Here is a 24,202-nt window from a genome sequence, read left to right as displayed (position 1 = left end):
CCACCGGGACGAGCCCGATGATGACGTCGAGGGTGGCACGGGCCAGTGCGAACACCCTCCCACGACCCTCCGCACGTCATGGCCGGCCTTGTGCCGGCCATCCCGATCCGGTGAAGCGCGGCGCCTCTCGGAAGCGGGATCACCGGGACGAGCCCGGTGATGACGTGAGAGGGTGGTGTGACCCGGTGATGACGAAGGGGTGACCATCCGGCCGAGGAATCAAGACCGGGTCCCGGACGATGCGCCAGGCAAGAGTCGAGCATCGGATCCGATCCCGAACCGGGGTCCACGTTTCACGTCCGATCCTCGAGCGCCCGGATCACGTTTCCGACAGCGTCAGATTGGCCATTGGCGTTTGGCCTGATGCCGACTACATAAGGGCGGCGCCGGTGGGGGCGCGAATCCCAAGGATTTGATCGATGTCTGCTTTGTCAGAGACGTGGCAGGTCACCCCGAAGCAGGTGAACCTCGACCTCGACGGCGATACCCTGCGCGAAGAATGCGGCGTCTTCGGCATCTACGGCCATCCCGACGCGGCCGCCATCACGGCGCTCGGCCTCCATGCTCTGCAGCACCGCGGCCAGGAGGCGGCGGGCATCGTCTCTTATGACGGCTCGGTCTTCCATTCCGAGCGCAAGCTCGGCCTCGTGGGCGACAACTTCTCCGACCGGGCGACCATCGAGCGCCTGGAGGGCCTCTCCGCCATCGGCCATACCCGCTACTCGACCACCGGCGAGACGGTCCTGCGCAACGTGCAGCCCCTGTTCGCCGAACTCGACGGCGGCGGCTTCGCGGTCGCCCATAACGGCAACCTGACCAACGGCCTGACGCTGCGCCGCAATCTCATCCGCGACGGCGCCATCTGCCAGTCCACCACGGACACGGAGGTCATCGTCCACCTCGTGGCCCGCAGCCGCAAGGACCGGGTGGTCGACCGCTTCGTCGAGGCGATCCAGAAGCTCGAGGGAGCCTATGCCCTCGTGGCGCTCACCAACAAGAAGCTGATTGGCGCCCGCGATCCCCTCGGCATCCGCCCGCTGGTGCTGGGCGAGCTCGACGGCCGCTACATCCTGGCCTCCGAGACCTGCGCGCTGGACATCATCGGCGCCCGCTTCATCCGCGACGTCGAGAACGGGGAATGCGTGGTCATCTCGGACGAGGGCCTCGAGTCCTTCCGGTTCGTGCCTGAGCAGCCAGCCCGTCCCGACATCTTCGAGTACATCTACTTCGCCCGCCCGGACTCGGTCGTGAACGGCCGCAGCGTCTACGAGGTCCGCAAGGGCATGGGCCGCGAGCTCGCGCTCGAATCGCCCGCCGATGCCGACGTGGTGATCCCCGTGCCGGATTCCGGCGTGCCGGCCGCTCTGGGATTCGCCCAGACCTGCGGCCTGCCCTATGAGCTCGGCATCATCCGCAACCATTACGTGGGCCGCACCTTCATCCAGCCGACCCAGTCGGTCCGCGAGCTCGGGGTGCGCATGAAGCACTCCGCCAACCGCTCGGCGATCACCGGCAAGCGCATCGTGCTCGTGGACGACAGCCTCGTGCGGGGCACGACCTCGGTGAAGATCGTGCGCATGATGCGCGAGGCCGGCGCCAAGGAAGTGCATTTCCGCATTTCCAGCCCGCCGATCACCCATCCCGACTTCTACGGCATCGATACGCCGGAGAAGGAGAAGCTGCTCGCCGCCACCCACGACCTGGAGCAGATGCGCCAGTATATCGGGGCGGATTCGCTGGCCTTCCTGTCCATCGATGGCGTCTACCGGGCCATGGGCGAGACGGGCCGCAACCCGGCTCAGCCGCAATTCACCGACCATTGCTTCACGGGCGACTACCCGACGCCCCTGACCGACCTCACGGTCGCGACCCCGCGCCGTCTCGCCGTCCTCGCCGAAGCCGACTGAGCGTTTTCATGGACAAGCCTCTTCAGGACCGCGTCGCGGTCGTCACCGGCGCCTCGCGCGGCATCGGCCGCGCGGCGGCGCTCGCCCTCGCGGAAGCCGGCGCGCATGTGATCGCGCTGGCCCGGACCCAGGGCGCGCTCGAATCCCTCGACGACGAGATCCGCGCCAAGGGCTCGTCGGCGACCCTGGTGCCGGTCAACCTGAAGGACCTCGAGGCCCTGGACCGCCTGGGCGCCGCCATCTTCGAGCGCTGGGGCAAGCTCGACATCCTGCTCGGCAATGCCGGCCAGCTCGGGGAGCTGGCGCCCATCACGCATATCGACCAGCCGGTCTGGGACGAGGTCATGGCCGTCAACGTGACGGCCAATTACCGCCTGATCCGCTCCCTCGACCCGCTGCTGCGCAAGTCCGACGCCGGCCGCGCGATCTTCATCACCTCCGGGGCCGCCCACAAGCACAACGCCTATTGGGGCGTCTATTCGGTCTCGAAGGCGGCCCTCGAGGCGCTGGTGCGCACCTATGCGGCGGAAACCGCCACGACCCCGGTCAGGGCCATGCTGCTCAATCCGGGCCCTCTGCGCACCGCCATGCGCCGCACGGCCATGCCCGGCGAGGATCCGCTGACTCTGAAGACGCCGGACGATCTCGCCCCGCACATCGTGAAGCTCGCCCTGCCGTCCTGGACCGAGACCGGCAAGATCTACGACTTCACGCAGGACGGGAAGATCATCGAGCCGCAGCCCCCGGCCTGACCGTCCCGCCCGAACATTCGCGCGCCGAAAGGGTTGAGAGCCGGACGAGGCGGGGTGGCAGCCCTGCCCTCGCCCTGGCCCGGATGGTCCCGTCTCCACCAAACGGTGGACGCGGCGCCGGGCCTTGCCACGTTAGCCTCGCTTCTCCTGAATGAGGCGGTGCGTCGACCGGCCCGCGCCGGGACGAAGATCCGCCTCGACACGGCATGGCGAGGCACGATCATGACGGGCACATCGGCATTCATCTCCGGAGCGACAGTGGGATTCGTGATCACGGTGCCGATCGGCCCGATGAGCGTCCTCTGCATTCAGCGGGCCCTGATCTACGGAGCCGTGACGGGCTTCGCCACCGGGCTCGGGGCCGCCACGGTCCTGGTGATCTACACGACCTGTGCCATCCTGGGCGTCGGACCGGCGATCTCCCCGGTCCTGGGCGAGAGCCAGGGGTTCCTGTGCGCCGTTTCGGCCTGCCTTCTCTTCTGGTTCAGCGCGCGCGTGCTGCGGCGGACCGTGTCGCTGGCCGGTTCGATCGCCCAGGATCAGGGAGCCCTGTCGTCCTATTGCAGCGCCGTCGCCTGCGCCCTGCTCAATCCGCTGACGCCGGCGCTCCTCGCGGCGGTCCTCCCGGCCGTCGCGTCGCCCGCGCCGGCCGCCGCTTCCACGATGATCGCCGGGGTCTTCGCGGCATCGGTCACCTGGTGGCTGATCGTGAGCGGAAGCGTCGCGGCCCTGCGCTCGAAGCTGAACGTGACGGTCCTCAATTTCATCAACAAGGCGTCGGGCCTGATCCTCGGGGCGCTCGGCGTGCTGATGGCGGCGAATGCCTGGGAGATGAGGATCTAGAGCATCGGACGGGAAAAGTGGAATCCACTTTTGGGATCGGATCCGATGCTCAATCCCTTGAGGGGCGCACCGTTCGACGCGAAAAACCGGGTCCACTTTTTCGCACGGTGCGCTAGCTCGGAGGACCGAACTGATGCGGCCAGGGATGGGCCATGTCGAGGGGGCCGTGGACCGGCTGGGTCAGCTGCATGGTCAGCCGAACCAGCTCGGTCTGCCGGGACACGCCCGTCTTGGCGAAGATGTGGTCGAGATGGGTCTTGGCGGTCGATCGTGCGATCCCGAAATGCTGCGCGGTCTCGGCCAAGGTATGGCCGGCCATGAGGCTCTCCAGGATCCTGACCTCCGCGGCGGTCAGGTTGTAGGCCTTGGCCAGCAGGCCGATGCCGGTCTGCTCGTCGGTGGCGCCGACGAAGATCGCCGCGACCGCGTTGGGCTGAAGCCGCGTCCGCAGGTCTCCCGTCACCATGGGCAGCACGTGCGCATAGGCGGGCGGCTGGTCGGCATCGTTGAGGCGGATCGCGGCATTGGTCTCGCCCGGGTGCGTCCCGTTGCGGGCCGCGTGCAGGATCGCCCTGCGCAGCTCCCGGCTGGCGGCGGACGTGCCTGCCGCCAGGACGCGCCGGATGCTGCGGATGGGAGCACCCTTGCTCATCATCCGCTCGGCGGACCGGTTGGCGTGCAGGATACCGGCGCGCTCGTCGGTGAGCACGACACCGCACCGGAGCGCGTCGAGCGCCTCGGCCATGTGAGCCTGCTCGATGGAGCTCACATCCAGGATATCGCTGATCGTCACGGCCTTGCGCAGGTGAGGCAGAAGCAGGCGGCCCAACTCGAGCTCCCGGGCCGTGATGACTCCCTGCCGGGCGTGGCGCCCCAGGCCGACCTCGGCGAACTGCCGCTGGGTGTGCATCAGGAACATGTGCATGATGTCCACGATACCCTGCGGCTTCAGGCACTCCTCCACATAGGGCGAGGCCTGGATGTAGTCGGGAGGGAGATGGGCCGAGGTCACGAACATCTCGTCGATGGACGATTGCCGGGCGAGCCACTCGGTCAGGCGGGCGTTGATCTCGGGCACGTGGCGCTCCGATTTCAGCCGCAACAGCGCCGGCTCCCAGCCGGCCGCCTTGTTGATGAGGAAACGGTTGCTGTGAAGATCGTTGAGGGTCAGGGATACGACCGCGCAGTCGAAGGTCTCGGCGACGTCGGCCAGAGTTCCGTCCCAGCGGCCAGGATCGAGGGCGCAATCGTAGATTGACCCGATCAGCTCCGACAGCCTGCGATGCGACAGCACCTCGCCCATCGGCTTTCCCTCCCGGGCTGGACCTTTTCCCAATGGGGCGCATCCAGGCCTCGAAAGCCATCCAAGGACGAAATTATTCCAAGGAAATCCTTGTTACGCAAGGGTTTCAGCGCACCGGACGTCGACAAGGCACAAGAATCGCGTCCCGTTCGATCAAGCGCGAGCCGGCACGGGCCGTCCCCGCCGGAACGGCCGAGCTTGCGACCGGCCGTTGGGGGCGGTGCGGACGTCGGCGAAAACGCCGACCCGTCCGGTGAATGAACCGGACGGCGGATTGGCCGTTTTCCCCCTGTTCTCACCCGTCATCACAGATGAAGTGCGATGAATCGGCTGTCGGAGCAGAACGGTCTTCCTGCGGCGCCCCCGGCTCAGACCATCCTGGACGCCATCACGGGACCCGTGGCCGTGCTGGATCCGACCGGAATCATCATTGCGGTCAACCGGGCGTGGCACGATTTCGGCGCGGCGAACGGAGCTCCGACAGCCGTCGCGGGCGGCGTCAATTATCTCGAGATCTGCGACCGTGCGGTCGGTGCGGACGGTCCCTGCGCCCGGGCCGCCGCGGCGGGAATCCGGGCCGTCCTCGCCGGCAAGAGCACCTTCTCGCTCGAATATCCCTGCCACTCGCCCACCGTGACGCGCTGGTTCAGGCTTCAGGTCTCCCGCCTTCTTCACGACGGCGTGACCTATGCGGTCGCCGCCCATCACGACATCACGGACCGCGTCCTGATCGAGCAGGAACGCCAGGCCCTTCTGGCCCGGGCCCACCGCCACCAGGAGCAGCTGAGGTCCCTTGCGGCGACCTGTGCGCGGATCACCTCGGAGGAGATGCCAGCGACGATTTTCCGCGAAGTGACCGAGCAGGCCCGGCGGATCGTGGGCGCCCATTGGGCCTCGACCCACACGATCCCGTATGTTCTATGGCCCGAGGATCCGATCATCGTGTCTGTCTCCGACAAGTATCGCGCATTCGCGCGCGCCGCCATCGCGGAGAGCGGCGTCGGCATCTACACGCACGTGGTTCAGACGAAGCGGCCGCTGCGGATGACCTCGGAAGAGCTCTCCCATTTTCCGGAGCTCCAGGGCGTACGCAACACGGAGGCCGACATCCTCGTGACCGAGGGGCTGATCGCCGTGCCCATTCCCGCCGCGCCGGGCGGGATGCTCGGCGTGCTCATGCTATCGGACAAGGAACACGGCGACTTCACGGCCGATGACGAGGCGATCCTCGTCCAGCTGTCGCAGATCGCTTCCGTCGCGGCGGAGAATGCGGTCCGCAAGCGCGCCGAGCGCGAAAGCCGCGAACGCCTTTGGGCCACTCACGAGCATGCCAGCGTGGGCATCGGCGAGACCGACGCGTCCGGGCGGTTTCTGACAGTCAACAAGGGCCTGTCGTCGATCACCGGCTATTCCCGCGACGAACTGCTGGTCATGACCGTCTTCGATCTCGTTCCGCCGGACGTCGTCGAGGCCGAGAAGGCCCTGTATGACCGCCAGGTCGGAGGCGAGCTGAAGACCTACACGCTGGAGCGTCGCTGCATCCGCAAGGACGGCACGAATGTCTGGCTTCACGTTTCGTCGACCGCGGTTTTCGGCGAGCATGGGCAGTTCCAGTACAGCGTGCGGGTGATCCAGGATATCGACCAGCGCAAGCGGTTCGAACAGCGGCAGTCCCTGCTGGTGCGCGAGCTCCACCACCGGGTTCGCAACACGCTCGCGGTCGTCGAGGCCCTGGCCAGCGCGGCGGCGCGCAGCGCGACGAATGTGAGGCAGTTCAATCAGACGTTCTCGTCACGGATCGCGGCTCTCGCCAGGACCCAGGCCCTGCTGACGGACGACTATTGGCAGACCGCGCTCCTGCGCGACATGCTGCTCTGCGAGCTCCAGCCGTTCGAGGAGAAACGGCATCAGCGCTTCACGCTCGAGGGTCCCGAGGTCAACCTCACGGCCGACCTGGCGATCCCCCTGAGCATGGCGCTGCACGAGCTGGCGACCAATGCGGCGCGCTACGGTGCGCTTTCCGTCCGCAAGGGCTGCGTCGCGGTGAGGTGGGGCGTCGAGACCACCGATGGCATGCGGGCGCTCCGCCTCACCTGGGTCGAGCGGAACGGCCCTCCCGTGGAGCCTCCCGCTCACCACGGCTTCGGCTTCACCCTGCTCGAGCGTGTGCTTCAGGCCCAGTGTCGGGCGACGGTGCGGCTCTCCTTCGAGCCGGGGGGACTGGAGGCTCACATCGAACTTCCCCTGACGATGAACCGGGCCATCGGGAATGTTGCGACATCCGGCGTTAACCCTGACCCTCGATAGCCACGGCCGCAGCCCGCCGCCTCGTTGACTTGGCCGGGTGATGGCTCATCTTACCGGGCGGGAAAAATCCCGAGACCCATGGCGGATTGGCGCCTCTCCGCGAGGCCGGTCCAAAGGCATGATGCCGCCCCGCCATCCCGGTGAAAGACCGGATGCCTCGTTTCCATCGATCTATACCGACAGGCTTTTCGGCAGGCGGCGACGTTGCCGCAGCGGATCGCCAGCGAAGGCCCGTTATGCTGACCGTCTATGACTGCGTCGTTTCCGACCACGATCTCCGCCTCGTCGCTCTCGCGGCCCTGGTCTGTGCGCTCGCCTCGCTGACGGCCGTCAACCTGCTTCACCACGTGCGCCGCTCGGACGGCGGCAATCGCGCAACCTGGCTCGGCATCGCGGCAGCTTCGACCGGATTCGGCATCTGGGCCACGCATTTCATCGCGATGCTGGCCTTTTCCCCGTCCGTGCCGACCGCCTACAACGTCGTCCTGACCGTGGTCTCCCTGATCGCGGCGGTTCTGCTGACCGGCCTCGGGTTCGGCGCGGCGCTCCGGCCGGGCCATGTCGCGGCGCCCTGGATCGGCGGGGCACTCGTCGGCGGCGGCATCGCGGTCATGCATTATACGGGCATGGCCGCCTTCGAGGTCGCGGGCACGATCGCGTGGAACCATGGGCTGGTGGCGGCGTCCATCGGGCTCGGAGCGGCGATCGGCGCGGCAGCCTTGTCCGTTGCGCTCGGCGGCACGACGCTGCGCACGAAGCTGTCGGGCGCGCTGCTGCTCACCCTTGCGATCTGCAGCCACCACTTCACCGCCATGGGAGCGGTCGCCATCACGCCCGATCCGTCCATTGCCCTGTCGGCCTCTTCGATCCATTCGGGTTGGCTGGCGGCCGGCGTGGCGCTCGTCAGCCTTGCCATTCTCCTCATCGCGGTCGTTGCGCTGAGCCTCGATATCCGGGATCGCCGGCGCGCCTCCCTGGAGATCGAGAGAATGCGGGACCTGACCGATGCCGCGGTGGAAGGCCTCGTGGTCTGTGCCGGCGACGTCATCGTGACGGTCAACCAGAGCTTCGCCCGGCTGACAGGCCTGACGGCCGAGCAGATCGCCGGCCGGGACCTGTCGGAATGGGTTCCCGACGCCGCCAAGCGCGACACGCTGTTCGCCTCCCTGGGCCGCGCCATCGAAACCGAATTGCGGGATGCGGACGGTGCGCTGATGCCCGTCGAACTGATCGCGCGCCAGATCAGCTACAACGGCGCGCCGCACAACGTGGTGGCGTTCCGGGACCTCCGCGACCGTCGGGATGCGGAGGCCCAGATCCGCTATCTCGCCCATCACGACCCCCTCACCGGCCTCGGCAACAGGGCCAGCTTCGACCACCGCCTCGACCGTGAGATCCGCTTCCATCGCAGGGCCCGTCGGCAGCTCGCCCTCCTGTGTCTCGACCTGGACGGCTTCAAGGAGGTCAACGACATCTACGGTCATGCCGCCGGCGACCGCGTGCTCCAGGACATCGCCAAGCATTTCTCCTCGGTCCTCGGCGAGGGACAGATGCTCGCGCGTCTGGGCGGCGACGAATTCGCCATTATCGCTCCCCTCGTGACCGATCCGGCTCAGGTGGGGCGGCTCGCCGACACCCTGCTGAAAAGCCTCGCTTGGGAGCAGGACGGCATTCCCGCGGGCCTCGTCTCCGTCAGCATCGGCGTCGCCCTGTATCCGTCGGACGGCAAGGACCGCACCGAGCTTCTCTCCAGCGCCGACGCGGCGCTGTATCGCGCCAAGACCGAGGGCAAGGGAACCTATCGCTTCTTCGAGGCTGCCATGGGGGTCCAGATCCGGGAGCGTCGCAGCATCGAGCATGATCTGCGCGGCGCGATCGCGAACAACGAACTGAGCGTGGTCTACCAGCCGCAGGCACAGGTCGAAACGGGTGAGGTGAACGGGTTCGAGGTTCTGCTGCGGTGGAACCACCCTGTGCGCGGCAATGTTCCGCCGTCCGTCTTCATCCCGATCGCCGAGGAGAGCGGCTTGATCCTCAAGCTCGGCGAATGGGTGATGCGCGAAGCCTGCCGCGAGGCCGCCACCTGGATGCGTCCCCTGACCATCGCGGTCAACGTCTCGGCGCTTCAGCTGACCAGCGACGGCTTCGTCGAGTTCGTCGAGGCGACCTTGGGCGAGATGAATCTGCCGCCGCATCGCCTCGAGATCGAGATCACCGAGACGGCGCTGGTCCGGGATCCCAGCCGGGCGCTCCACTCGCTCCAGCGGCTGAAGGCGCTCGGCGTCAACATTGCCATGGACGATTTCGGAACGGGCTATTCCTCCCTGTCGAACCTGCGCGCTTTCCCGTTCGACAAGATCAAGATCGACAGATCCTTCATCCAGGCCGTCCATGCGAACCCTCAGGCGGCCGCCATCGTGCGCGCCGTGCTCGGCCTCGGACGCGGCCTGGGCCTTCCCGTGATCGCCGAGGGCGTCGAAACGACGGAAGAGCTTCGGTTCCTCGGGCTCGAGGGATGTGCCGAGGCGCAAGGCTACCTGTTCGGCCGCCCGGCGCCCATCAAGGAGTTCGTGCCGCTGATCGCGGCGAACGTCGTGGCGTTGCCGCAGCCTCAGGTCAAAGCGGCCTGGAACTGATCTCGCCTACTTCCGCTCTTTGTCGAACGGATTCTGACCCATGCGCAGCGAGACGCGGATCGGTGTCCCCGGAAGGTTGAAGGCTTCGCGCAGGCCGTTGACGAGATACCGGGTGTAGCTTTTCGGCAGGGCGTCGAGCTGGTTGCCGAAGACGGCGAAATGCGGCGGGCGCGATTTCACCTGGGTCATGTAGCGGATCTTGATGCGCCGGCCGGACACGGCCGGCGGCGGATTGGCTTCCAGCGCTTCGGAGAGCCACTGGTTGAGCTTCGCGGTCGGGATCCGGGAGTTCCACGTCTCGTAGACCTGGAAGACCGCCTTCATGAGCGGATCGATGCCGCTGCCGGCGAGACCCGAGAGCGGCACCACCGGGGCGCCGCGCACCTGCGGCAGGAGGCGGGTGGCCTTCTCCTTCAAATCCTTCAGAATCCCCTGCTGGTCGGCGACGAGATCCCACTTGTTGAGGCCGATCACGAGGGCGCGGCCCTCCTGCTCCACCAGATCGACGATGGAGAGGTCCTGCTTCTCGAACGGAATCGTGGCGTCGAGCAGAACGACCACCACCTCGGCGAAGCGCACGGCACGCAGCGCGTCGGCCACGGAGAGCTTCTCGAGCTTGTCTTCGACCCGGGCGCGCTTCCTCAGGCCGGCCGTGTCGAACAGCTTGATCGGACGCCCCCGCCACTCCCAGTCGAGGGAGATCGAATCGCGGGTGATGCCGGCCTCGGGGCCGGTGAGCAGCCGTTCCTCGCCCACCATGCGGTTGATGAGGGTCGACTTGCCGGCGTTCGGCCGACCCACGATGGCGACCTGGAGCGGCTTGTTCGGATCGTCCTCCTCCTCGACGTCGTCCGGGTCGGGGAAGTGAGGCATCAGGGCCTCGAACAGGTCGGCCATTCCCTCCCCGTGCTCGGCGGACAGGGGAACGGGCTCCCCGAGCCCCAGTCCGAACGCCTCGTAGGCGCCCGCCATGCCGCCCGAGCCCTCCGCCTTGTTGGCGATCAGGATCACGGGCTTGCCTGAGCGGCGGACCATTTCGGCGAACGGCCGGTCGGCCGGCAGAATGCCCGCGCGGGCGTCGATCACGAAGAGAATGACGTCCGCATCGGCGATGGCCGCTTCCGTCTGCGCGCGCATGCGGCCGAGGAGCGATTCCTCGGTGGCCTCTTCGAGACCCGCCGTGTCGATGATGCGGAATTCCAGGTCGCCGAGCCTGGCCTCGCCCTCGCGGCGGTCCCGGGTCACGCCCGGGCGATCGTCCACGAGCGCCAGCTTCTTGCCGACGAGCCGGTTGAAGAGAGTCGATTTGCCGACATTCGGCCGCCCGACAATGGCGACGGTCGCCGTCATGTCCTGTCCTATCCTGCTGGTCTCACTGGGTCGCCTGGACCGGACCGCCCGCCACGAGCGCGGTATAGACTGCGAGGCGCTGCCTCAGGGAAGAGGGCGTCTCGCGGTCGGCGGCGATCTGGTCGAACCATCGACCCGCATAATCCATATCACCGGCCTTAAGGCCGGATAATCCCAAGAGTTCCCTGGCCGAATGACGCCACGCGTTGGAGGGAGCCGCCAGCGGCTCCACGGCCTGGCGCAGGCGGGCCGGTTCGGCGGTGTCGATGCGCAGCCACGCGGCGCGCAGACGCGCAAGGTCCTTCCACAGCGGCGGGACGGAGCCGTCGTTGGCGAGCGCGTCGAACGCGGAGGCGCCGTTCTCGGCGTTCTGCTGCCCCAGCTCGGCGGCCAGGCGGAAGCGGGCCAGCATGGCGTAGCCGGTGGCGCCGTCCTCCTTCACGACGGTCTCGAAGGCGGCCTGGGATTCCTGTCCCTTATCCTCCGAAGAGAGGCGCAGGGCCTCCTCGTAGCGCACGGCCGCTTCCTGGGCGCGCTGTTCCTGGGTGTGCTGCCAAAAGCGCCACCCGCCGACGCCCGCCACGATCAGAACCACGACGGCAATGATGATTCCGTTGTAGCGATTCCAGATCTGGGCGATCCGGTCGCGGCGGTATTCCTCATCGACTTCGCGAATGAACTCGTCGTTCGGGGCCATCGTGTCTCTCATGCGGCTCGGGCGGCCGCCTCCTGCATCGAAGGAGGTCGCCTAACATAGACGACCGCGCATGGCGAGAGGCTTCATGCCCGCATGGGCAGGACGGGAACGCCGATCAGCCAGGGATGGAGCCAGAACACGAAGGCCAGATACGCCGCCGTGCCGATCGCCACCGCCAGCACGTCGTTGCGCCATCCGGCCGGGGCCGCCGTGCCCCCGTGCTGGGCCGCCACGTCCCGGCGCTTCGCGCTGATGCGGGCCAGCACCGCCCAGACCAGGATGGAGCCGAAGAGCAGGATCGACCCCAGGTCCCCGTTGGCGAGAAGGTGCGCCAAGGCCCAGATCTTCACGCCGGCGAGCATCGGATGCTTCAGCCCGCGCTTGATGCGCCCCGGCAGATAGGCCGCCACGAAGCACACGAAGGCGACCCAGACCAGCAGGAGGGCGAGATGGCGGGTCCAGACCGGGGGATCCCAGACCGGGATGTACCCGCCCTCCCGGTACTGGCCGAACCCGATCGCGATCAGCACGACCCCGAGCAGGGACACGAGGGAGTAGAGACCCTTGTAGGGCCCCTCCCCGATCCTCCCGATCAGGCCGGCCCGGACGCCCCGCGCCATGCTGAAGGCATGCATGCCGAGAAAGATCACGAGGCCAAGGATCAGAAGCGTCACGGGAGGTCTCCGGTTGCTAAAGCATCGGACCCAAAAGTGGACTTGCACTTTTGGGATCCATCCGATGCATTCTTCTTGAATGAGAGCATCGGTCGGAACGGAAAACCGGGGCCACTTTTCCGTGCGATGCTCTAGGAACTTATAGCCATTGCCGTCGAGGAAAACCAACCCGCAGGACCGGGAGGATCGCCCTGGGACAAAAAACCCCCGGCTCGGACCCGCAAGTTTCCTATCGTCATCAAACCCTTGGACTGCCTAAACTTTTAACAAAGGGGCCGCTTGCAGCCTGAAAATTTCTCCGCTACGGACGGCTCAAACCTTGCTTTAGACTAAATCGGCACTAGCGAGGCCGCTCCAAGTCCGATAGCTAGGCCGCAAGATCTCAACAAGTTTTCAAGGGGGAGACAGGTGACGGCACTTCTTGGGCTATCCCGTGTCATCGACTCGATCAACGAGCGCCTCGGCAAGATCGCCGCCTGGGCCATCGTGGCGGCCATCCTGGTCTCCGCGATCAACGCGTTCATCCGGCGCATCTTCGGTGTTTCTTCGAATGCCTGGCTCGAGCTGCAATGGTACCTGTTCGGCGCGGTCTTCATGCTCTGCGCGGCCTGGACCCTGAAGGCGAACGAGCACATCCGCATCGACATCGTCTCGAGCAGGCTCTCCAAGCGCGGTCGGGACACGATCGACGTCTTCGGGCACCTGTTCTTCCTGTTTCCCTTCGTGGCCCTGCTGCTCTGGCTGTGCGTCCCGTTCTTCCTCAACTCGTACCGGTCGGGCGAAGTCTCGTCGAATGCGGGCGGCCTTCTGATCTGGCCGGCCAAGGGGCTGATCCTGCTCGGCTTCATTTCGATGTTCTTCCAATGGCTGAGCGAGCTGATCAAGCGCGTGGCCATCATGAAGGGCGAGCTCGTGGACGAGCAGGACAGCGCCGGCGCTCACAGCGCTGAGGCGGAGGCGGAGCGCCTCATCCAGGAGATCGGCACCGTCAACACGCCGGGCAAGGGCGGCACGCCCCCCGGCGACGGCGTGAGCTGATCCTTTCGGCGCCTGACATCAAGTTTTCGGAGTTTCCATCAATGGCTGCATTGATTGCCCAGAACCTCGCGCCGATCATGTTCGCGGCGCTCGTGATCTTCCTCCTGCTCGGCTATCCGGTGGCTTTCGCGCTCGCCGCGAACGGCCTCCTGTTCTTCTTCATCGCGGTGGAGCTTGCTCCCTACGCACCCGAGACGATCACCCTCTCCTGGCCCCTCCTCCAGGCCCTGCCCGACCGCATCTTCGGCACCATGTCGAACGAGGTGCTGCTGGCAATCCCGTTCTTCACCTTCATGGGACTGGTGCTGGAACGCTCCGGCATGGCGGAGGATCTGCTCGACACGATCGGCCAGCTCTTCGGCCCCGTGCGCGGCGGCCTCGCCTATGCGGTGATCTTCGTGGGCGCGCTGCTGGCGGCCACCACGGGCGTCGTGGCCGCCTCCGTGATCTCGATGGGCCTCATCTCCCTGCCGATCATGCTGCGCTACGGCTATGACCGCCGGCTGGCCTCCGGCGTGATCGCGGCCTCGGGCACCCTAGCCCAGATCATCCCGCCCTCGCTGGTTCTCATCGTCATGGCCGACCAGCTCGGCCGGTCGGTGGGCGACATGTACGAAGGCGCGTTCCTCCCCGGCCTGATCCTGACCGCGCTCTACGCCGGGTATGTCATGCTGATGTCGATCGTGTACCCGAAATCGGCCCCCGGCCTGCCCCCGGAGGCGATCGGCTACCGCGAGCCCGACGGGGCGCGCGGCGTGTGGCAGCTGGGCATCCTGGTCGTCTTCTCGGGGCTGGTCGGCTACTACGTGATGTCGCAAACCGGAACCAAGGCCGGCGCCGACTTCGTCATCCTGACGATCTGCGTGGCCACCGTCGTGGCCCTGATCTGCGCGCTCATGAACAAGATGCTGGGCGCCAAGCGGGTCGCCATTTCGGTCGTCCTCGCGGCCGTCCTGGCGGGCATCTACGCCTATCTGCACAGCCAGGGCCACGAAAACTTCGCCCTCACTTTCGAGATGATCCTGGCCGGGGTGATCTATGCGCTCATCGTCGGAATCGTCGAGCGCTTCACGGGCCTTCGCCTCATGTCGAACATGGCCCAGCAGGTCACCTTCGTCATGGTGCCCCCGCTCCTGCTCATCTTCCTGGTGCTGGGCACCATCTTCATCGGCCTCGCGACGCCGACCGAAGGCGGCGCCATGGGAGCCCTGGGCTCGGTGATCCTCGCGGCCATCAAGCGCAAGCTCGACAACAACCCGGCGCGGTTCAACTGGACCCTGGTCCGCCAGGCGACGGAAGCCACCGCGAAGCTCTCGGCCTTCGTGCTGTTCATCCTGATCGGCGCACGCGTGTTCTCGCTCACCTTCTACGGGGTGAACGGCCACATCTGGGTCGAGCACCTGCTCACCTCGCTTCCGGGCGGCCAGGTCGGCTTCCTGGTCTTCGTGAACGCGCTGGTGTTCTTCCTGGCCTTCTTCCTCGACTACTTCGAGCTCGCCTTCATCATCATCCCGCTCCTCGGGCCCGCGGCCGACAAGCTCGGCATCGACCTGATCTGGTTCGGCGTGATCCTGGCCGTGAACATGCAGACCTCGTTCATGCACCCGCCCTTCGGCTTCGCGCTCTTCTTCCTGCGGTCGGTGGCCCCGAAGATCCCGTATATCGACCGCGTGACGGGCAAGAAGATGGAGCCCGTGACCACGGGGCAGATCTACTGGGGCGCCGTTCCCTTCGTGATCATCCAGCTGATCATGGTGGGTATCGTGATCGCCTTCCCGGGCCTCGTCACCCACTACAAGGCGGCCGGTCCCGTGGTCGATCCGGCGGCGGTGCAGCAGAAGCTCGACGAACTCCTGGTGCCGGGCCTGGGCGCGCCGGGAAGCGAACCGGGCGGCCTCCCGGGCCTGAACTTCGACGAGCCTCCGAAGATCCAGTAACGGACGCTCGGGCAAAACAGGAAAAGGCGGGCTTCGGAGCCCGCCTTTTTGCTAACGGGCGAACCGTTGCGGACCGGTCGCCCGTCCCATAGAACCACGGCGCGACCGAGAAAAACCATGCCGGTCCGAGCGGCACCTGAGGGGGAACCGACGATATGCTTCGCATCACGAGCCTGGCGCTGACCGGCGTGCTCACCCTCCTGCCTCAGGCGGCCTTCGCGGCCGAGTTCGACGGGGCGAGCCTCGGCTTCGCCTGGGCCCTGCCTTTCGCCGGCATCCTTCTGTCCATCGCGCTGTTCCCGCTTCTCGCCCCCCATGTCTGGGAGCACCACCAGGGAAAGATCGCAGCCGGCTGGGGCCTGCTGGTCCTGGCCCCCATGGCGGTCGCCTTCGGGCCGACCACGGCAATCCACGCCCTCGCCCATACGGCGCTGCTCGAATACATCCCCTTCATCCTCCTGCTGCTGGCGCTGTTCACGGTGGCGGGCGGCATTCTCGTGCGCGGCAACATCCACGGGGCGCCCGGCACCAACACGATGCTCCTCGGCCTCGGCACCGTCCTGGCGAGCTTCATCGGCACGACAGGCGCCTCCATGGTGATGATCCGCCCGATCATGCGGGCCAACGACGACCGGCGGCACAACGTCCATGTGATCGTGTTCTTCATCTTCCTGGTGTCGAACATCGGCGGCTCGCTCACGCCCCTCGGCGACCCGCCGCTCTTCCTGGGCTTCCTGCGCGGCGTCGACTTCTTCTGGACCACCACGCACCTGCTGCCGGAGACCCTGTTCGCCAGCCTCCTGCTGCTCGCCCTGTTCTTCGTGATCGATCTCGTGGTCTACCGGAAGGAAGGGCGCGTCCGGCCCGACCCGACGCCCGACAACCCGGTGCGGGTCACGGGCGGCATCAACTTCCTCCTGATCTTCATCATCATCGCGGCGATCCTCATGAGCGCCACCACGGATCTCGGCCGTGTCACCGTGCTCGGCGTGGAGATCGAGCTCGCCAACGCCCTGCGCGATCTGATCATGATCGTCGTGACGGTGATCTCCCTGAAGACGACCTCGAAGGCAAACCGGATCGAGAACGGCTTCTCCTGGGGACCGATCCAGGAGGTGGCGAAGCTGTTTGCCGGCATCTTCATCGCGATCATCCCGGTGCTCGCCATGCTCAAGGCCGGAGCGCACGGGGCTTTCGCGCCGCTCGTCGCGCTCGTGACCAACCCGGACGGCAGCGCCAACAACGCGGCCTATTTCTGGCTGTCGGGCGGGCTGTCCTCGTTCCTCGACAACGCCCCGACCTATCTGGTGTTCTTCGAGCTGGCCGGCGGCGATCCGCAGCAGCTGATGACCACCGGGGCGCTGACGCTCACGGCCATCTCGGCCGGCGCCGTGTTCATGGGGGCGAACTCCTATATCGGCAACGCGCCCAACTTCATGGTCTATGCGATTGCCCGCGAAGGCGGCGTGAAGATGCCGAGCTTCTTCGGCTATCTGCTCTGGTCGGGCGCCATCCTGATCCCGACCTTCATGCTCCTGACGCTCCTGTTCTTCAGGGGGTGAGCGTCGACGGGACCTGCCGGCGCGGCCTCGTTACCGGCGCCGGTAGATCCCGGTGAAGGTCACGTTGTGGCCGCCGCACATGGCGTTGTCCCTGACGAGCAGGTAGGCGCCGAGACGGCGCAGCTGGACCCGGCAATCGGCCTCGTCGGCTTCGTCGTACGGCAGCGGCCCGTCCTCTCCCATGCCGAAGGAGAGCATGGCGCCGCGCACCGGCGCTTCGCCGTCGAGTTCACCGATATTCACGGCGCCGCGCGCGACGCGGCCCGGATCGGACGCGCCCCAGGTGGCGTCGCCCTTGATCCTCAGCGTCCCTTGCGCGCCGGCCTCGATCCGGATCGTCTGCTCCGGACCGCTGTCCCATGTTCCAATCCAGCCGTGGGGCGCCGCCACGGGCTCCTCGGGCACGGCGGACACCGCACCACGCGGCAACCAGCCGTCGGTCACAACGCCTTTCCGGCCGGGATAGCTGGCGCACAGGAAATCTCCGTCGCCGCCCGAGATCACCACCTCGTCGCCGGGGACGAGATAAGCCTTATCCTTGCAGGCGGCGCTGCTGTTGGGGCAGCCCTTCCCGAAGACGGCGCGCTTCACGAAATTCACCCGTGGCGCGAGAGCGTTGATGCGCCCGAGATAGACGTCCCGGTTCGCCTCGAGGTCCTGGAGCTCGTAGCCGAAGTGGAAGCATCCGGCACCCTCGGCACGAGAGGGCCCGGCCCAGCCCGTCAGCAGGAGCAAAACGGCCGCCAATGTCGTCTTCGGCCCTCGGGCCATGGCGATCCCCGTCATATTCCAGGTTACTGAACTTCTTCCGCATAAAGCTCCGGCTTGAAGCCGACCAGGATGCGCCCGCCGCGGTCGAGCACCGGGCGCTTGATCATCGCGGGCTGATCGAGCATGAGCGCGATGGCCCTGGCCTGATCGAGACCCAGCTTGTCTGCCTCCGGGAGCTTGCGGAAGGTGGTGCCGGCACGGTTGAGAAGCGTCTCCCAGCCGACCTGCGACACCCAGGATTCGAGCCGCGCCCGGGTGATCCCTTCCGACTTGTAGTCGTGGAACGCGAAGGGCACGCCCTCGCCATCGAGCCAGGCGCGCGCCTTCTTCACCGTGTCGCAGTTCCTGATGCCGTAGAGGGTCATCGCCATCGTCCACTCCAATCCATTCATCGTCGAGGACGCCGGATCCTCCAACACATCCTGCCGAGCGGTTTCATCGACAGCGATGGAGCCGCCTTGAAGGACTTTCGAGGCTGACGGCGCCCCGTGAAATGCCCAACTCGTCGGGCTTGCGGACCCGTCAAACGCCTTCGACGATGCGGATGTCGCGCTCCGCTCCGCCGCCCAGGGCAGCCAAGGCCTCCTGATAGGCCGGGCTGTCATGGGCCGCCCGGGCCTGCTCGACCGAGTCGAACTCGATCACGACCGTGCGCTGCTGAAGCCCTCCCTCGTAGAGGTGAGCGGGTATTCCCCGCGCCAGGATACGGCCGCCGGCTGCGACGATCGCCGGGCCGCTGAGGGCGGCGTAGGCCGCCAAGGCCTCGGGATTGCTGACCGAACGATAGGTTGCGACCCAATAGGCTTTGGCCATGGTCCCCGGTCCCTCCGCGTGTTCTGTCCGACGATAAGGGAATTCGCCCGAAACGTCACGCTCGGGACGACCGCTCGTGCTCGCGATCCGGCTCTTGGGCTAACAGGCTCTTGGGCGAACAGGATTGGGACGCCTGTTCGCCGCTCGGCTGACCTACTATTGTGCCGGGAGCGCCGAGCAGGAGACGTCACCTCACTCCCACTCGATGGTGCCGGGCGGCTTGGAGGTGATGTCGTAGGTGACACGGTTGATGCCCTTGACCTCGTTGATGATCCGGGTCGCGACCCGGCCGAGGAAGCCCATGTCGAAGGGGTAGAAATCCGCCGTCATGCCGTCGATGGACGTGACGGCGCGCAGCGCGCAGACGTGATCGTAGGTGCGCGCATCGCCCATGACGCCCACGGTCTTCACCGGCAGCAGCACCGCGAAGGCCTGCCAGATCTGATCGTAGAGGCCGGCGTTGCGGATCTCCTCGAGATAGATCGCATCGGCCTTGCGCAGGATGTCGAGCTTCTCGCGGGTGATCTCGCCGGGAACCCGGATGGCGAGGCCCGGGCCCGGGAACGGGTGGCGGCCCACGAAGGCGTCGGGCAGGCCGAGCTCGCGGCCGAGCACGCGCACCTCGTCCTTGAACAGCTCGCGCAGGGGCTCCACGAGCTTCATCTTCATCCGCTCGGGCAGGCCGCCCACATTGTGGTGGCTCTTGATGGTGACCGAAGGGCCGCCGGTGAAGGAAACGCTTTCGATAACGTCCGGGTACAGGGTGCCCTGGGCCAGGAAATCCGCCCCGCCGATCTTCTTGGCCTCCTCGTCGAACACGTCGATGAAGAGCCGACCGATGGTCTTGCGCTTGACCTCCGGGTCCGACACGCCTTCCAGGGCCCCGATGAAGAGATCCTGCGCCTGCACGTGAACGAGCGGGATGTTGTAGTGGTCGCGGAAGAGCGTCACCACCTGCTCGGCTTCCGATGCGCGCAGCAGGCCGTGATCGACGAACACGCAGGTGAGCTGGTCGCCGATCGCCTCGTGGATCAGGACCGCCGCGACGGCGGAATCGACGCCGCCGGACAGGCCGCAGATCACCCGGCCGGTGCCGACCTGGGTGCGGATGCGCTCGATGGCCTCCTCGCGGAAGGCCTTCATGGTCCAGTCGCCCTTGCAGCCCGCGATGTCGCGCACGAAGTTGCGGATGAGCTGCGCGCCCTGGGGCGTGTGCACCACCTCGGGATGGAACTGCACGCCGTAAAACTTGTGCTCTTCGTCGGCCACGACCGCGAAGGGGGCGTTCTCGGACGCGGCAAGGACCTCGAATCCTTCGGGAAGCCTGGTGACCCGATCGCCGTGGCTCATCCAGACCGGATATTTCTTGCCGACCTGCCACACGCCCTGGAACAGCGGGCTCTCGGTGAGCACCTCGACCTCGGCGCGGCCGAACTCCGAATGGTGCCCGCTCTCGACCTCGCCGCCGAGCTGCGCCGCCATGGTCTGCTGGCCGTAGCAGATGCCGAAGACCGGGAGGTCAGTGTCGAACAGCTCCTGAGGAGCCCGGGGCGACATGTCCGCCGTGACCGATTCCGGTCCGCCCGAGAGGATCACGCCCTTCGGCTTCATGGTCCGGATCGCCTCGGCGGCCTTCTGGAACGGCACCACCTCCGAATAGACCCCGTCCTCACGCACGCGCCGTGCGATGAGCTGGGTCACCTGGGAGCCGAAATCGACGATGAGGATTTTGTCGTGGGTCTGGGTCATGGCGGGTTCTTACGGGTTTCCGGGTCGGGGCGACAATCGAAATATGAGGCTTTTCATGGGTTTCGCACCAGGATCGCGGCATAAAAGCCGTCCGTCCCGGTCCTGAGCGGCGTCAGCTGGAGCCCGTGGGCGGTCGGGCGCACGGCCTTCTCGAGGGGGCCGAGCCGCGCCGCGTCCAGGACCGCGGCCGGCGGCAGAGGCGTGAACCCGTCGTGGCGCTCCATGAACGCCGTCAGGGCATCGTCGTTCTCCTCCGGCAGGATCGAGCATGTGATGTAGACGATGCGTCCCCCCGGTCGCACGAGCCGGGCCGCCCGGTCGAGGACCGCCTCCTGCTCCTTGCGCCGCACATCCAGACTGCCGGGGCGCAGGCGCCATTTGGCGTCCGGGTTGCGCCGCCAGGTGCCGACCCCCGTGCAGGGCGCGTCCACCAGCACGCAGTCGATCTTCCCGTCGAGATCGGTCACCGCATCGGCCTTCGCCCGCGGGGTGCGGACCTGGACGTTGCGGACGCCCGCGCGGGCCAGGCGGTCGTGGATCGGCGCGAGGCGGCGGGCATCGTTGTCGGTGGCGTAGATCTGACCGTGGTTCTCCATCATGGCCGCAAGCGCCAGGGTCTTGCCGCCGCCGCCGGCGCAGAGATCGACCACCTGCTCGCCGGGCTTGACCCCGGCGAGAAGCGCCACGAGCTGCGAGCCCTCGTCCTGGATCTCGATCCACCCCTTGAGGAATTCGGGTTCGGACTGGACGGCCGGGCCGCGCCCGTCCTCGCCCGGTGCGATGCGAAGACCCAGGGGCGAGAGCGGGGTCTCGACGGCGCCGAGATGCGGCAGGGCGTCGTGCGCCTCCTCCCGCGAGGGCACCTTCAAGGTGTTCACCCGCAGATCGAGCGGGGCCCGGGCGGTGAGCGCCCGCATCTCGGGCACGAGATCATCGCCGAAGAGACGCCGGAGCGAGGGCTCGATCCAGTCCGGGAAGTCGCCCGCCACAGGAGCCGGCGCGCCGCCGAGGTCGGCGCTTTCAAGCCTGGAGCGCTCGTCGGCGGTCAGGGGCTCGGGGGCGAACCGCTCGCCGGAACACAGGGCCGCGACGGCCGCGGCATCGAGGCCGCGTTGAAGCCTCAACATGCCGAGGACGATGGCCCGGGGCGTGGCTTCTCCCATGATCCAGGCCGCGGAGGCCTTTCGGCGCAGGGCATCGTAGACGAGGCTCGCGATGGCGGCCCGGTCCTTGGAGCCGGCGAAACGATGGGAGAGGCCCCAATCCTTGAGGGCATCGGTGGCCGGGCGGCGCCGGGCGTCGATGTCGGTCAGAACCTCGATGGCGGCGGAGATGCGGGCGGCTGGCGTCATCGAAAGGGCACACTCAAGCTTGGCCGTGGAAACGACACGTTGTTACCTACTTTTCGTCCTCATCGAGAGAACATGGTGAGGCCGCGTGCATTCCGCACGTTTCCTCTTTGGAGCCACTCTCGATGTTGACCCGACTGACCCGCGGCCTGATGGCCGTCGGCCTCACCCTGACCATCGCGGCCTGCGCCACGGCCCCGGCCGCCGACCTGACCCCGCCCCCCATGAAGCAGACTGACGCCAAGACCCAGCTCGAGAGCGGCCGCAAGTACTGATGCGATCAGCGGGATGGGCGCAAGGCCCGTCCCGTCCGCTTGTTCAGACGCCCGCTTCCGCCGCGAAGATGCGGATGCCGAAGATGACCCACATGGCGGCGAGGATCAGCACGCCGACCACGAAGGCCATGAAGCGCTGGGACAGCTTGTTCGAGGTCGTGTGGATGGCCGCGTGAACCAGACGGCTCGTCACGAACATCCAGGACATGACCACGAACAGCATGTCCGCCTTGCGGGTGATGAGCGCCAGCACCACCAGCACATAGAACAGAACCGGAAGCTCGAACTGATTGTGGTACGAGTTCTGGATCTGAAGGATATGGCTTGGCCAGTTGCGCTCGCCCAGCGCAACGTCCTTCGCCTTCACGTCTCCAGCGCGAAGCCGCCCGACCCGGGACCGGCCGAGCCACAGGAGAAGCAGGAAGGTGAGCCCGACCTGGACGAGGGCGGGCAGGATGACGGCACTGATGCTCATGGGCGCTCACTCGACTGAAGCTTAGCTGCGAGTCGGGTAATTAGGGCTTTCCCGCGTGATCGTCACGTCGTGAACGTGGCTCTCGCGCAGGCCCGCGCTGGTGATGCGGATGAACCGGGCCTTTTCCTGGAATTCCGGCAGGGTCGCGGCGCCCACATAGCCCATGGAGGCGCGCAGGCCTCCGGTGAGCTGGTGCAGCACCGCGGAGACCGGGCCCTTGTAGGCCACCTGCCCCTCGATGCCTTCTGGCACGAGCTTGAGGGTGTCGCGAACCTCTGCCTGGAAGTAGCGGTCCGCCGAGCCGCGGGCCATGGCCCCGACCGATCCCATGCCGCGGTAGGACTTGTAGGACCGGCCCTGGTAGAGAAAAACCTCGCCCGGGGTCTCGTCCGTGCCGGCGAGGAGCGATCCCACCATGGCGCAGGAGGCGCCGGCTGCGAGCGCCTTGGCGAGATCGCCCGAGAACTTGATGCCGCCGTCGGCGATCACCGGAACATCCGCCTGGGACGCCGCCTCGACCGCCTCCATGATGGCGGTGAGCTGGGGCACGCCGACGCCCGCCACGATCCGGGTGGTGCAGATGGAGCCGGGCCCGATGCCGACCTTGATCGCGTCGGCGCCGGCGTCGATCAGGGCCTGGGCTCCCTCCCGCGTCGCGACGTTGCCGGCCACGACCTGGACGGCATTGGAGAGTTTCTTCACGCGGGTGACGCTCTCCAGCACCTTGACGGAATGGCCATGGGCGGTGTCGACCACGACCACGTCGCAGCCCGCATCGATGAGGCGCTCGGCGCGCTCGAAGCCCTGCTCGCCGGTCGTGGTGGCGGCGGCCACGAGGAGACGGCCCTGGGCGTCCTTGGCCGCGTTGGGATAGGCGACCTGCTTCTCGATGTCCTTCACGGTGATCAGGCCGATGCACCGGTAATGGTCGTCGACGACCAGGAGCTTCTCGATGCGGAACTGATGCAGAAGGCGACGGGCCTCGTCCTGGCTCACGCCCTCGCGGACGGTGATCAGGCGGTCCTTGGTCATCAGCTCGGAGACCGGCTGACCGGGATTGTTGGCGAAGCGCACGTCCCGGTTGGTCAGGATGCCGACGAGCTTGCCCTTGGTCCCGCCCGGTCCGCGCTCGACCACCGGAATGCCGGAAATGCCGTGATGCTTCATCATCGCGAGGGCATCGGCCAGGGTCTCGTCCGGATGGATCGTGATCGGGTTCATCACCATGCCCGACTCGTAGCGCTTGACCAGGCGGACCTGCTCGGCCTGCGCGTCCGGCTCCAGGTTGCGGTGGATCACGCCGAGGCCGCCGTTCTGGGCCATGGCGATGGCCATGCGGGCTTCCGTGACCGTGTCCATGGCGGACGCGATGATCGGCATGTTCAGGCGGATGGTCCGGGTCAGACGGGTCGCCACATCCACGTCGCCGGGCAGGACTTCGGAGCGGCCGGGCCGGAGGAGCACGTCATCGAAGGTCAGTCCTTCGATGAACTTATCGGCGAATGCAGAGGCCATGACCAACTCCTTCAAGGGTTCGGATATGAGAGAATAACGCTTTGGCGAGTTGGCACGGGTCCGTAGCACGGGCTTGTCAATTCGCAAAGGGTCGAAGAGGCGCTTCCCCCGTAGACCTGCTCTGCGCCATTTCGCTCTTTGCAACGGGGTTGCCGGGCGCTAGAGCATCCGACCCGAAAGTGGCGACCACTTTCGGGATCGATTCGATGCTCATTTTTTAAGCAGCGCATCGTTTCCGCGGAAAAATCG

At 66.8% G+C, this 24,202-nt stretch carries 20 protein-coding genes; 9 read left to right on the top strand and 11 right to left on the bottom strand.

Annotated features, from left to right (window positions below; translation table 11 throughout):
- The first annotated feature begins 419 nt into the window (after positions 1-419).
- From purF to OCW50_RS06540, 3 genes are read left to right on the top strand one after another with little or no spacing between them, the layout of a single operon-like run.
- A complete protein-coding gene (gene purF, locus OCW50_RS06550) occupies positions 420-1,907 on the top strand; it encodes an amidophosphoribosyltransferase (RefSeq protein WP_262296879.1) in 1,488 nt (495 codons plus the stop codon).
- An 8-nt stretch (positions 1,908-1,915) separates the two neighbouring features.
- Complete coding sequence (locus OCW50_RS06545) at positions 1,916-2,659, top strand: SDR family NAD(P)-dependent oxidoreductase (RefSeq protein WP_262296878.1); 744 nt, start codon at positions 1,916-1,918, stop codon at positions 2,657-2,659.
- A gap of 54 nt (positions 2,660-2,713) precedes the next feature.
- Positions 2,714-3,502 (top strand): LysE family translocator, encoded by a 789-nt coding sequence (locus OCW50_RS06540; RefSeq protein WP_262296877.1) that lies wholly within the window; start codon positions 2,714-2,716, stop codon positions 3,500-3,502.
- 112 nt (positions 3,503-3,614) lie between these two features.
- On the opposite strand, the gene OCW50_RS06535 is transcribed toward OCW50_RS06540, so the two are convergent.
- Positions 3,615-4,805, bottom strand: a complete 1,191-nt coding sequence (locus OCW50_RS06535; RefSeq protein WP_262296876.1) for a helix-turn-helix transcriptional regulator — start codon at positions 4,803-4,805, stop codon at positions 3,615-3,617.
- Between the two features lie 321 nt (positions 4,806-5,126).
- Between OCW50_RS06535 and OCW50_RS06530 the strand changes: the two genes are divergently transcribed.
- Together OCW50_RS06530 and OCW50_RS06525 are read left to right on the top strand one after the other, a co-directional pair.
- The gene (locus OCW50_RS06530; RefSeq protein ID WP_262296875.1) at positions 5,127-7,112 is read left to right on the top strand and encodes a sensor histidine kinase; all 1,986 of its coding nucleotides are present in this window, start codon (positions 5,127-5,129) and stop codon (positions 7,110-7,112) included.
- Positions 7,113-7,348: 236 nt separating this feature from the next.
- Positions 7,349-9,748 carry a bifunctional diguanylate cyclase/phosphodiesterase gene (locus OCW50_RS06525; protein WP_262296874.1) on the top strand — a complete coding sequence of 800 codons (2,400 nt, stop codon included), beginning with the start codon at positions 7,349-7,351 and terminating at the stop codon, positions 9,746-9,748.
- Between the two features lie 6 nt (positions 9,749-9,754).
- Here OCW50_RS06525 and der read toward each other — a convergent pair whose 3' ends face one another.
- From der to OCW50_RS06510, 3 genes are all read right to left on the bottom strand, one after another.
- The gene (gene der / locus OCW50_RS06520; protein ID WP_262296873.1) at positions 9,755-11,098 is read right to left on the bottom strand and encodes a ribosome biogenesis GTPase Der; all 1,344 of its coding nucleotides are present in this window, start codon (positions 11,096-11,098) and stop codon (positions 9,755-9,757) included.
- 22 nt (positions 11,099-11,120) lie between these two features.
- Positions 11,121-11,795: a tetratricopeptide repeat protein gene (locus OCW50_RS06515; protein ID WP_262296872.1), complete on the bottom strand. Its 675-nt coding sequence runs from the start codon at positions 11,793-11,795 to the stop codon at positions 11,121-11,123.
- A gap of 83 nt (positions 11,796-11,878) precedes the next feature.
- Positions 11,879-12,469, bottom strand: a complete 591-nt coding sequence (locus OCW50_RS06510; protein ID WP_262296871.1) for an NnrU family protein — start codon at positions 12,467-12,469, stop codon at positions 11,879-11,881.
- Positions 12,470-12,877: 408 nt separating this feature from the next.
- On the opposite strand from OCW50_RS06510, the gene OCW50_RS06505 reads away from it, so the two are divergent.
- The 3 genes from OCW50_RS06505 (at position 12,878) to OCW50_RS06495 (ending at position 17,006) form a co-directional block, all read left to right on the top strand.
- A complete protein-coding gene (locus tag OCW50_RS06505) occupies positions 12,878-13,507 on the top strand; it encodes a TRAP transporter small permease subunit (protein ID WP_262267828.1) in 630 nt (209 codons plus the stop codon).
- A gap of 41 nt (positions 13,508-13,548) precedes the next feature.
- A complete protein-coding gene (locus tag OCW50_RS06500) occupies positions 13,549-15,444 on the top strand; it encodes a TRAP transporter large permease (RefSeq protein WP_262296870.1) in 1,896 nt (631 codons plus the stop codon).
- 155 nt (positions 15,445-15,599) lie between these two features.
- Positions 15,600-17,006: a sodium:proton antiporter gene (locus OCW50_RS06495; RefSeq protein WP_262296869.1), complete on the top strand. Its 1,407-nt coding sequence runs from the start codon at positions 15,600-15,602 to the stop codon at positions 17,004-17,006.
- 30 nt (positions 17,007-17,036) lie between these two features.
- Here the strand turns inward: OCW50_RS06495 and OCW50_RS06490 are convergent, their stop codons facing one another.
- The 5 genes from OCW50_RS06490 to OCW50_RS06470 form a co-directional block, all read right to left on the bottom strand.
- Entirely contained in the window at positions 17,037-17,777 is a 741-nt protein-coding gene (locus tag OCW50_RS06490; RefSeq protein WP_262296868.1) for a hypothetical protein, read from the bottom strand.
- A 23-nt stretch (positions 17,778-17,800) separates the two neighbouring features.
- A complete protein-coding gene (locus OCW50_RS06485; RefSeq protein WP_262296867.1) occupies positions 17,801-18,148 on the bottom strand; it encodes an ArsC family reductase in 348 nt (115 codons plus the stop codon).
- 151 nt (positions 18,149-18,299) lie between these two features.
- On the bottom strand, positions 18,300-18,590 hold the full coding sequence (locus OCW50_RS06480; RefSeq protein ID WP_262296866.1) for a DUF1330 domain-containing protein: 291 nt from the start codon (positions 18,588-18,590) through the stop codon (positions 18,300-18,302).
- A gap of 192 nt (positions 18,591-18,782) precedes the next feature.
- A complete protein-coding gene (guaA, locus tag OCW50_RS06475) occupies positions 18,783-20,339 on the bottom strand; it encodes a glutamine-hydrolyzing GMP synthase (RefSeq protein ID WP_262296865.1) in 1,557 nt (518 codons plus the stop codon).
- Between the two features lie 53 nt (positions 20,340-20,392).
- Positions 20,393-21,691 (bottom strand): RsmB/NOP family class I SAM-dependent RNA methyltransferase, encoded by a 1,299-nt coding sequence (locus tag OCW50_RS06470; RefSeq protein ID WP_262296864.1) that lies wholly within the window; start codon positions 21,689-21,691, stop codon positions 20,393-20,395.
- 122 nt (positions 21,692-21,813) lie between these two features.
- Between OCW50_RS06470 and OCW50_RS06465 the strand changes: the two genes are divergently transcribed.
- Positions 21,814-21,963 carry a hypothetical protein gene (locus tag OCW50_RS06465; RefSeq protein ID WP_262267836.1) on the top strand — a complete coding sequence of 50 codons (150 nt, stop codon included), beginning with the start codon at positions 21,814-21,816 and terminating at the stop codon, positions 21,961-21,963.
- Positions 21,964-22,006: 43 nt separating this feature from the next.
- On the opposite strand, the gene OCW50_RS06460 is transcribed toward OCW50_RS06465, so the two are convergent.
- Both OCW50_RS06460 and guaB read right to left on the bottom strand, forming a co-directional pair.
- Positions 22,007-22,438, bottom strand: a complete 432-nt coding sequence (locus OCW50_RS06460; RefSeq protein ID WP_262267837.1) for an MAPEG family protein — start codon at positions 22,436-22,438, stop codon at positions 22,007-22,009.
- 21 nt (positions 22,439-22,459) lie between these two features.
- Positions 22,460-23,953, bottom strand: coding sequence for an IMP dehydrogenase (guaB, locus tag OCW50_RS06455; protein WP_262267838.1), 1,494 nt, complete (start codon positions 23,951-23,953; stop codon positions 22,460-22,462).
- Between the last annotated feature and the right edge of the window lie 249 nt (positions 23,954-24,202).

It is taken from the genome of Microvirga sesbaniae (genome assembly GCF_025460805.1).
Classification (GTDB): Bacteria; Pseudomonadota; Alphaproteobacteria; order Rhizobiales; family Beijerinckiaceae; genus Microvirga; species Microvirga sesbaniae.
This window is presented reverse-complemented; position numbering and strand designations above follow the sequence as displayed.

Bases quoted from the DNA above. Each gene is read 5' to 3' on its own strand.
- purF (WP_262296879.1), top strand. From the start codon at position 420: ATGTCTGCTTTGTCAGAGACGTGGCAGGTCACCCCGAAGCAGGTGAAC.
- OCW50_RS06545 (WP_262296878.1), top strand. From the start codon at position 1,916: ATGGACAAGCCTCTTCAGGACCGCGTCGCGGTCGTCACCGGCGCCTCG.
- OCW50_RS06535 (WP_262296876.1), bottom strand. From the start codon at position 4,805: ATGGGCGAGGTGCTGTCGCATCGCAGGCTGTCGGAGCTGATCGGGTCA.
- OCW50_RS06530 (WP_262296875.1), top strand. From the start codon at position 5,127: ATGAATCGGCTGTCGGAGCAGAACGGTCTTCCTGCGGCGCCCCCGGCT.
- OCW50_RS06525 (WP_262296874.1), top strand. From the start codon at position 7,349: ATGCTGACCGTCTATGACTGCGTCGTTTCCGACCACGATCTCCGCCTC.
- der (WP_262296873.1), bottom strand. From the start codon at position 11,098: ATGACGGCGACCGTCGCCATTGTCGGGCGGCCGAATGTCGGCAAATCG.
- OCW50_RS06515 (WP_262296872.1), bottom strand. From the start codon at position 11,795: ATGGCCCCGAACGACGAGTTCATTCGCGAAGTCGATGAGGAATACCGC.
- OCW50_RS06500 (WP_262296870.1), top strand. From the start codon at position 13,549: ATGGCTGCATTGATTGCCCAGAACCTCGCGCCGATCATGTTCGCGGCG.
- OCW50_RS06495 (WP_262296869.1), top strand. From the start codon at position 15,600: ATGCTTCGCATCACGAGCCTGGCGCTGACCGGCGTGCTCACCCTCCTG.
- OCW50_RS06490 (WP_262296868.1), bottom strand. From the start codon at position 17,777: ATGGCCCGAGGGCCGAAGACGACATTGGCGGCCGTTTTGCTCCTGCTG.
- OCW50_RS06485 (WP_262296867.1), bottom strand. From the start codon at position 18,148: ATGGCGATGACCCTCTACGGCATCAGGAACTGCGACACGGTGAAGAAG.
- OCW50_RS06480 (WP_262296866.1), bottom strand. From the start codon at position 18,590: ATGGCCAAAGCCTATTGGGTCGCAACCTATCGTTCGGTCAGCAATCCC.
- guaA (WP_262296865.1), bottom strand. From the start codon at position 20,339: ATGACCCAGACCCACGACAAAATCCTCATCGTCGATTTCGGCTCCCAG.
- OCW50_RS06470 (WP_262296864.1), bottom strand. From the start codon at position 21,691: ATGACGCCAGCCGCCCGCATCTCCGCCGCCATCGAGGTTCTGACCGAC.
- OCW50_RS06465 (WP_262267836.1), top strand. From the start codon at position 21,814: ATGTTGACCCGACTGACCCGCGGCCTGATGGCCGTCGGCCTCACCCTG.
- OCW50_RS06460 (WP_262267837.1), bottom strand. From the start codon at position 22,438: ATGAGCATCAGTGCCGTCATCCTGCCCGCCCTCGTCCAGGTCGGGCTC.
- guaB (WP_262267838.1), bottom strand. From the start codon at position 23,953: ATGGCCTCTGCATTCGCCGATAAGTTCATCGAAGGACTGACCTTCGAT.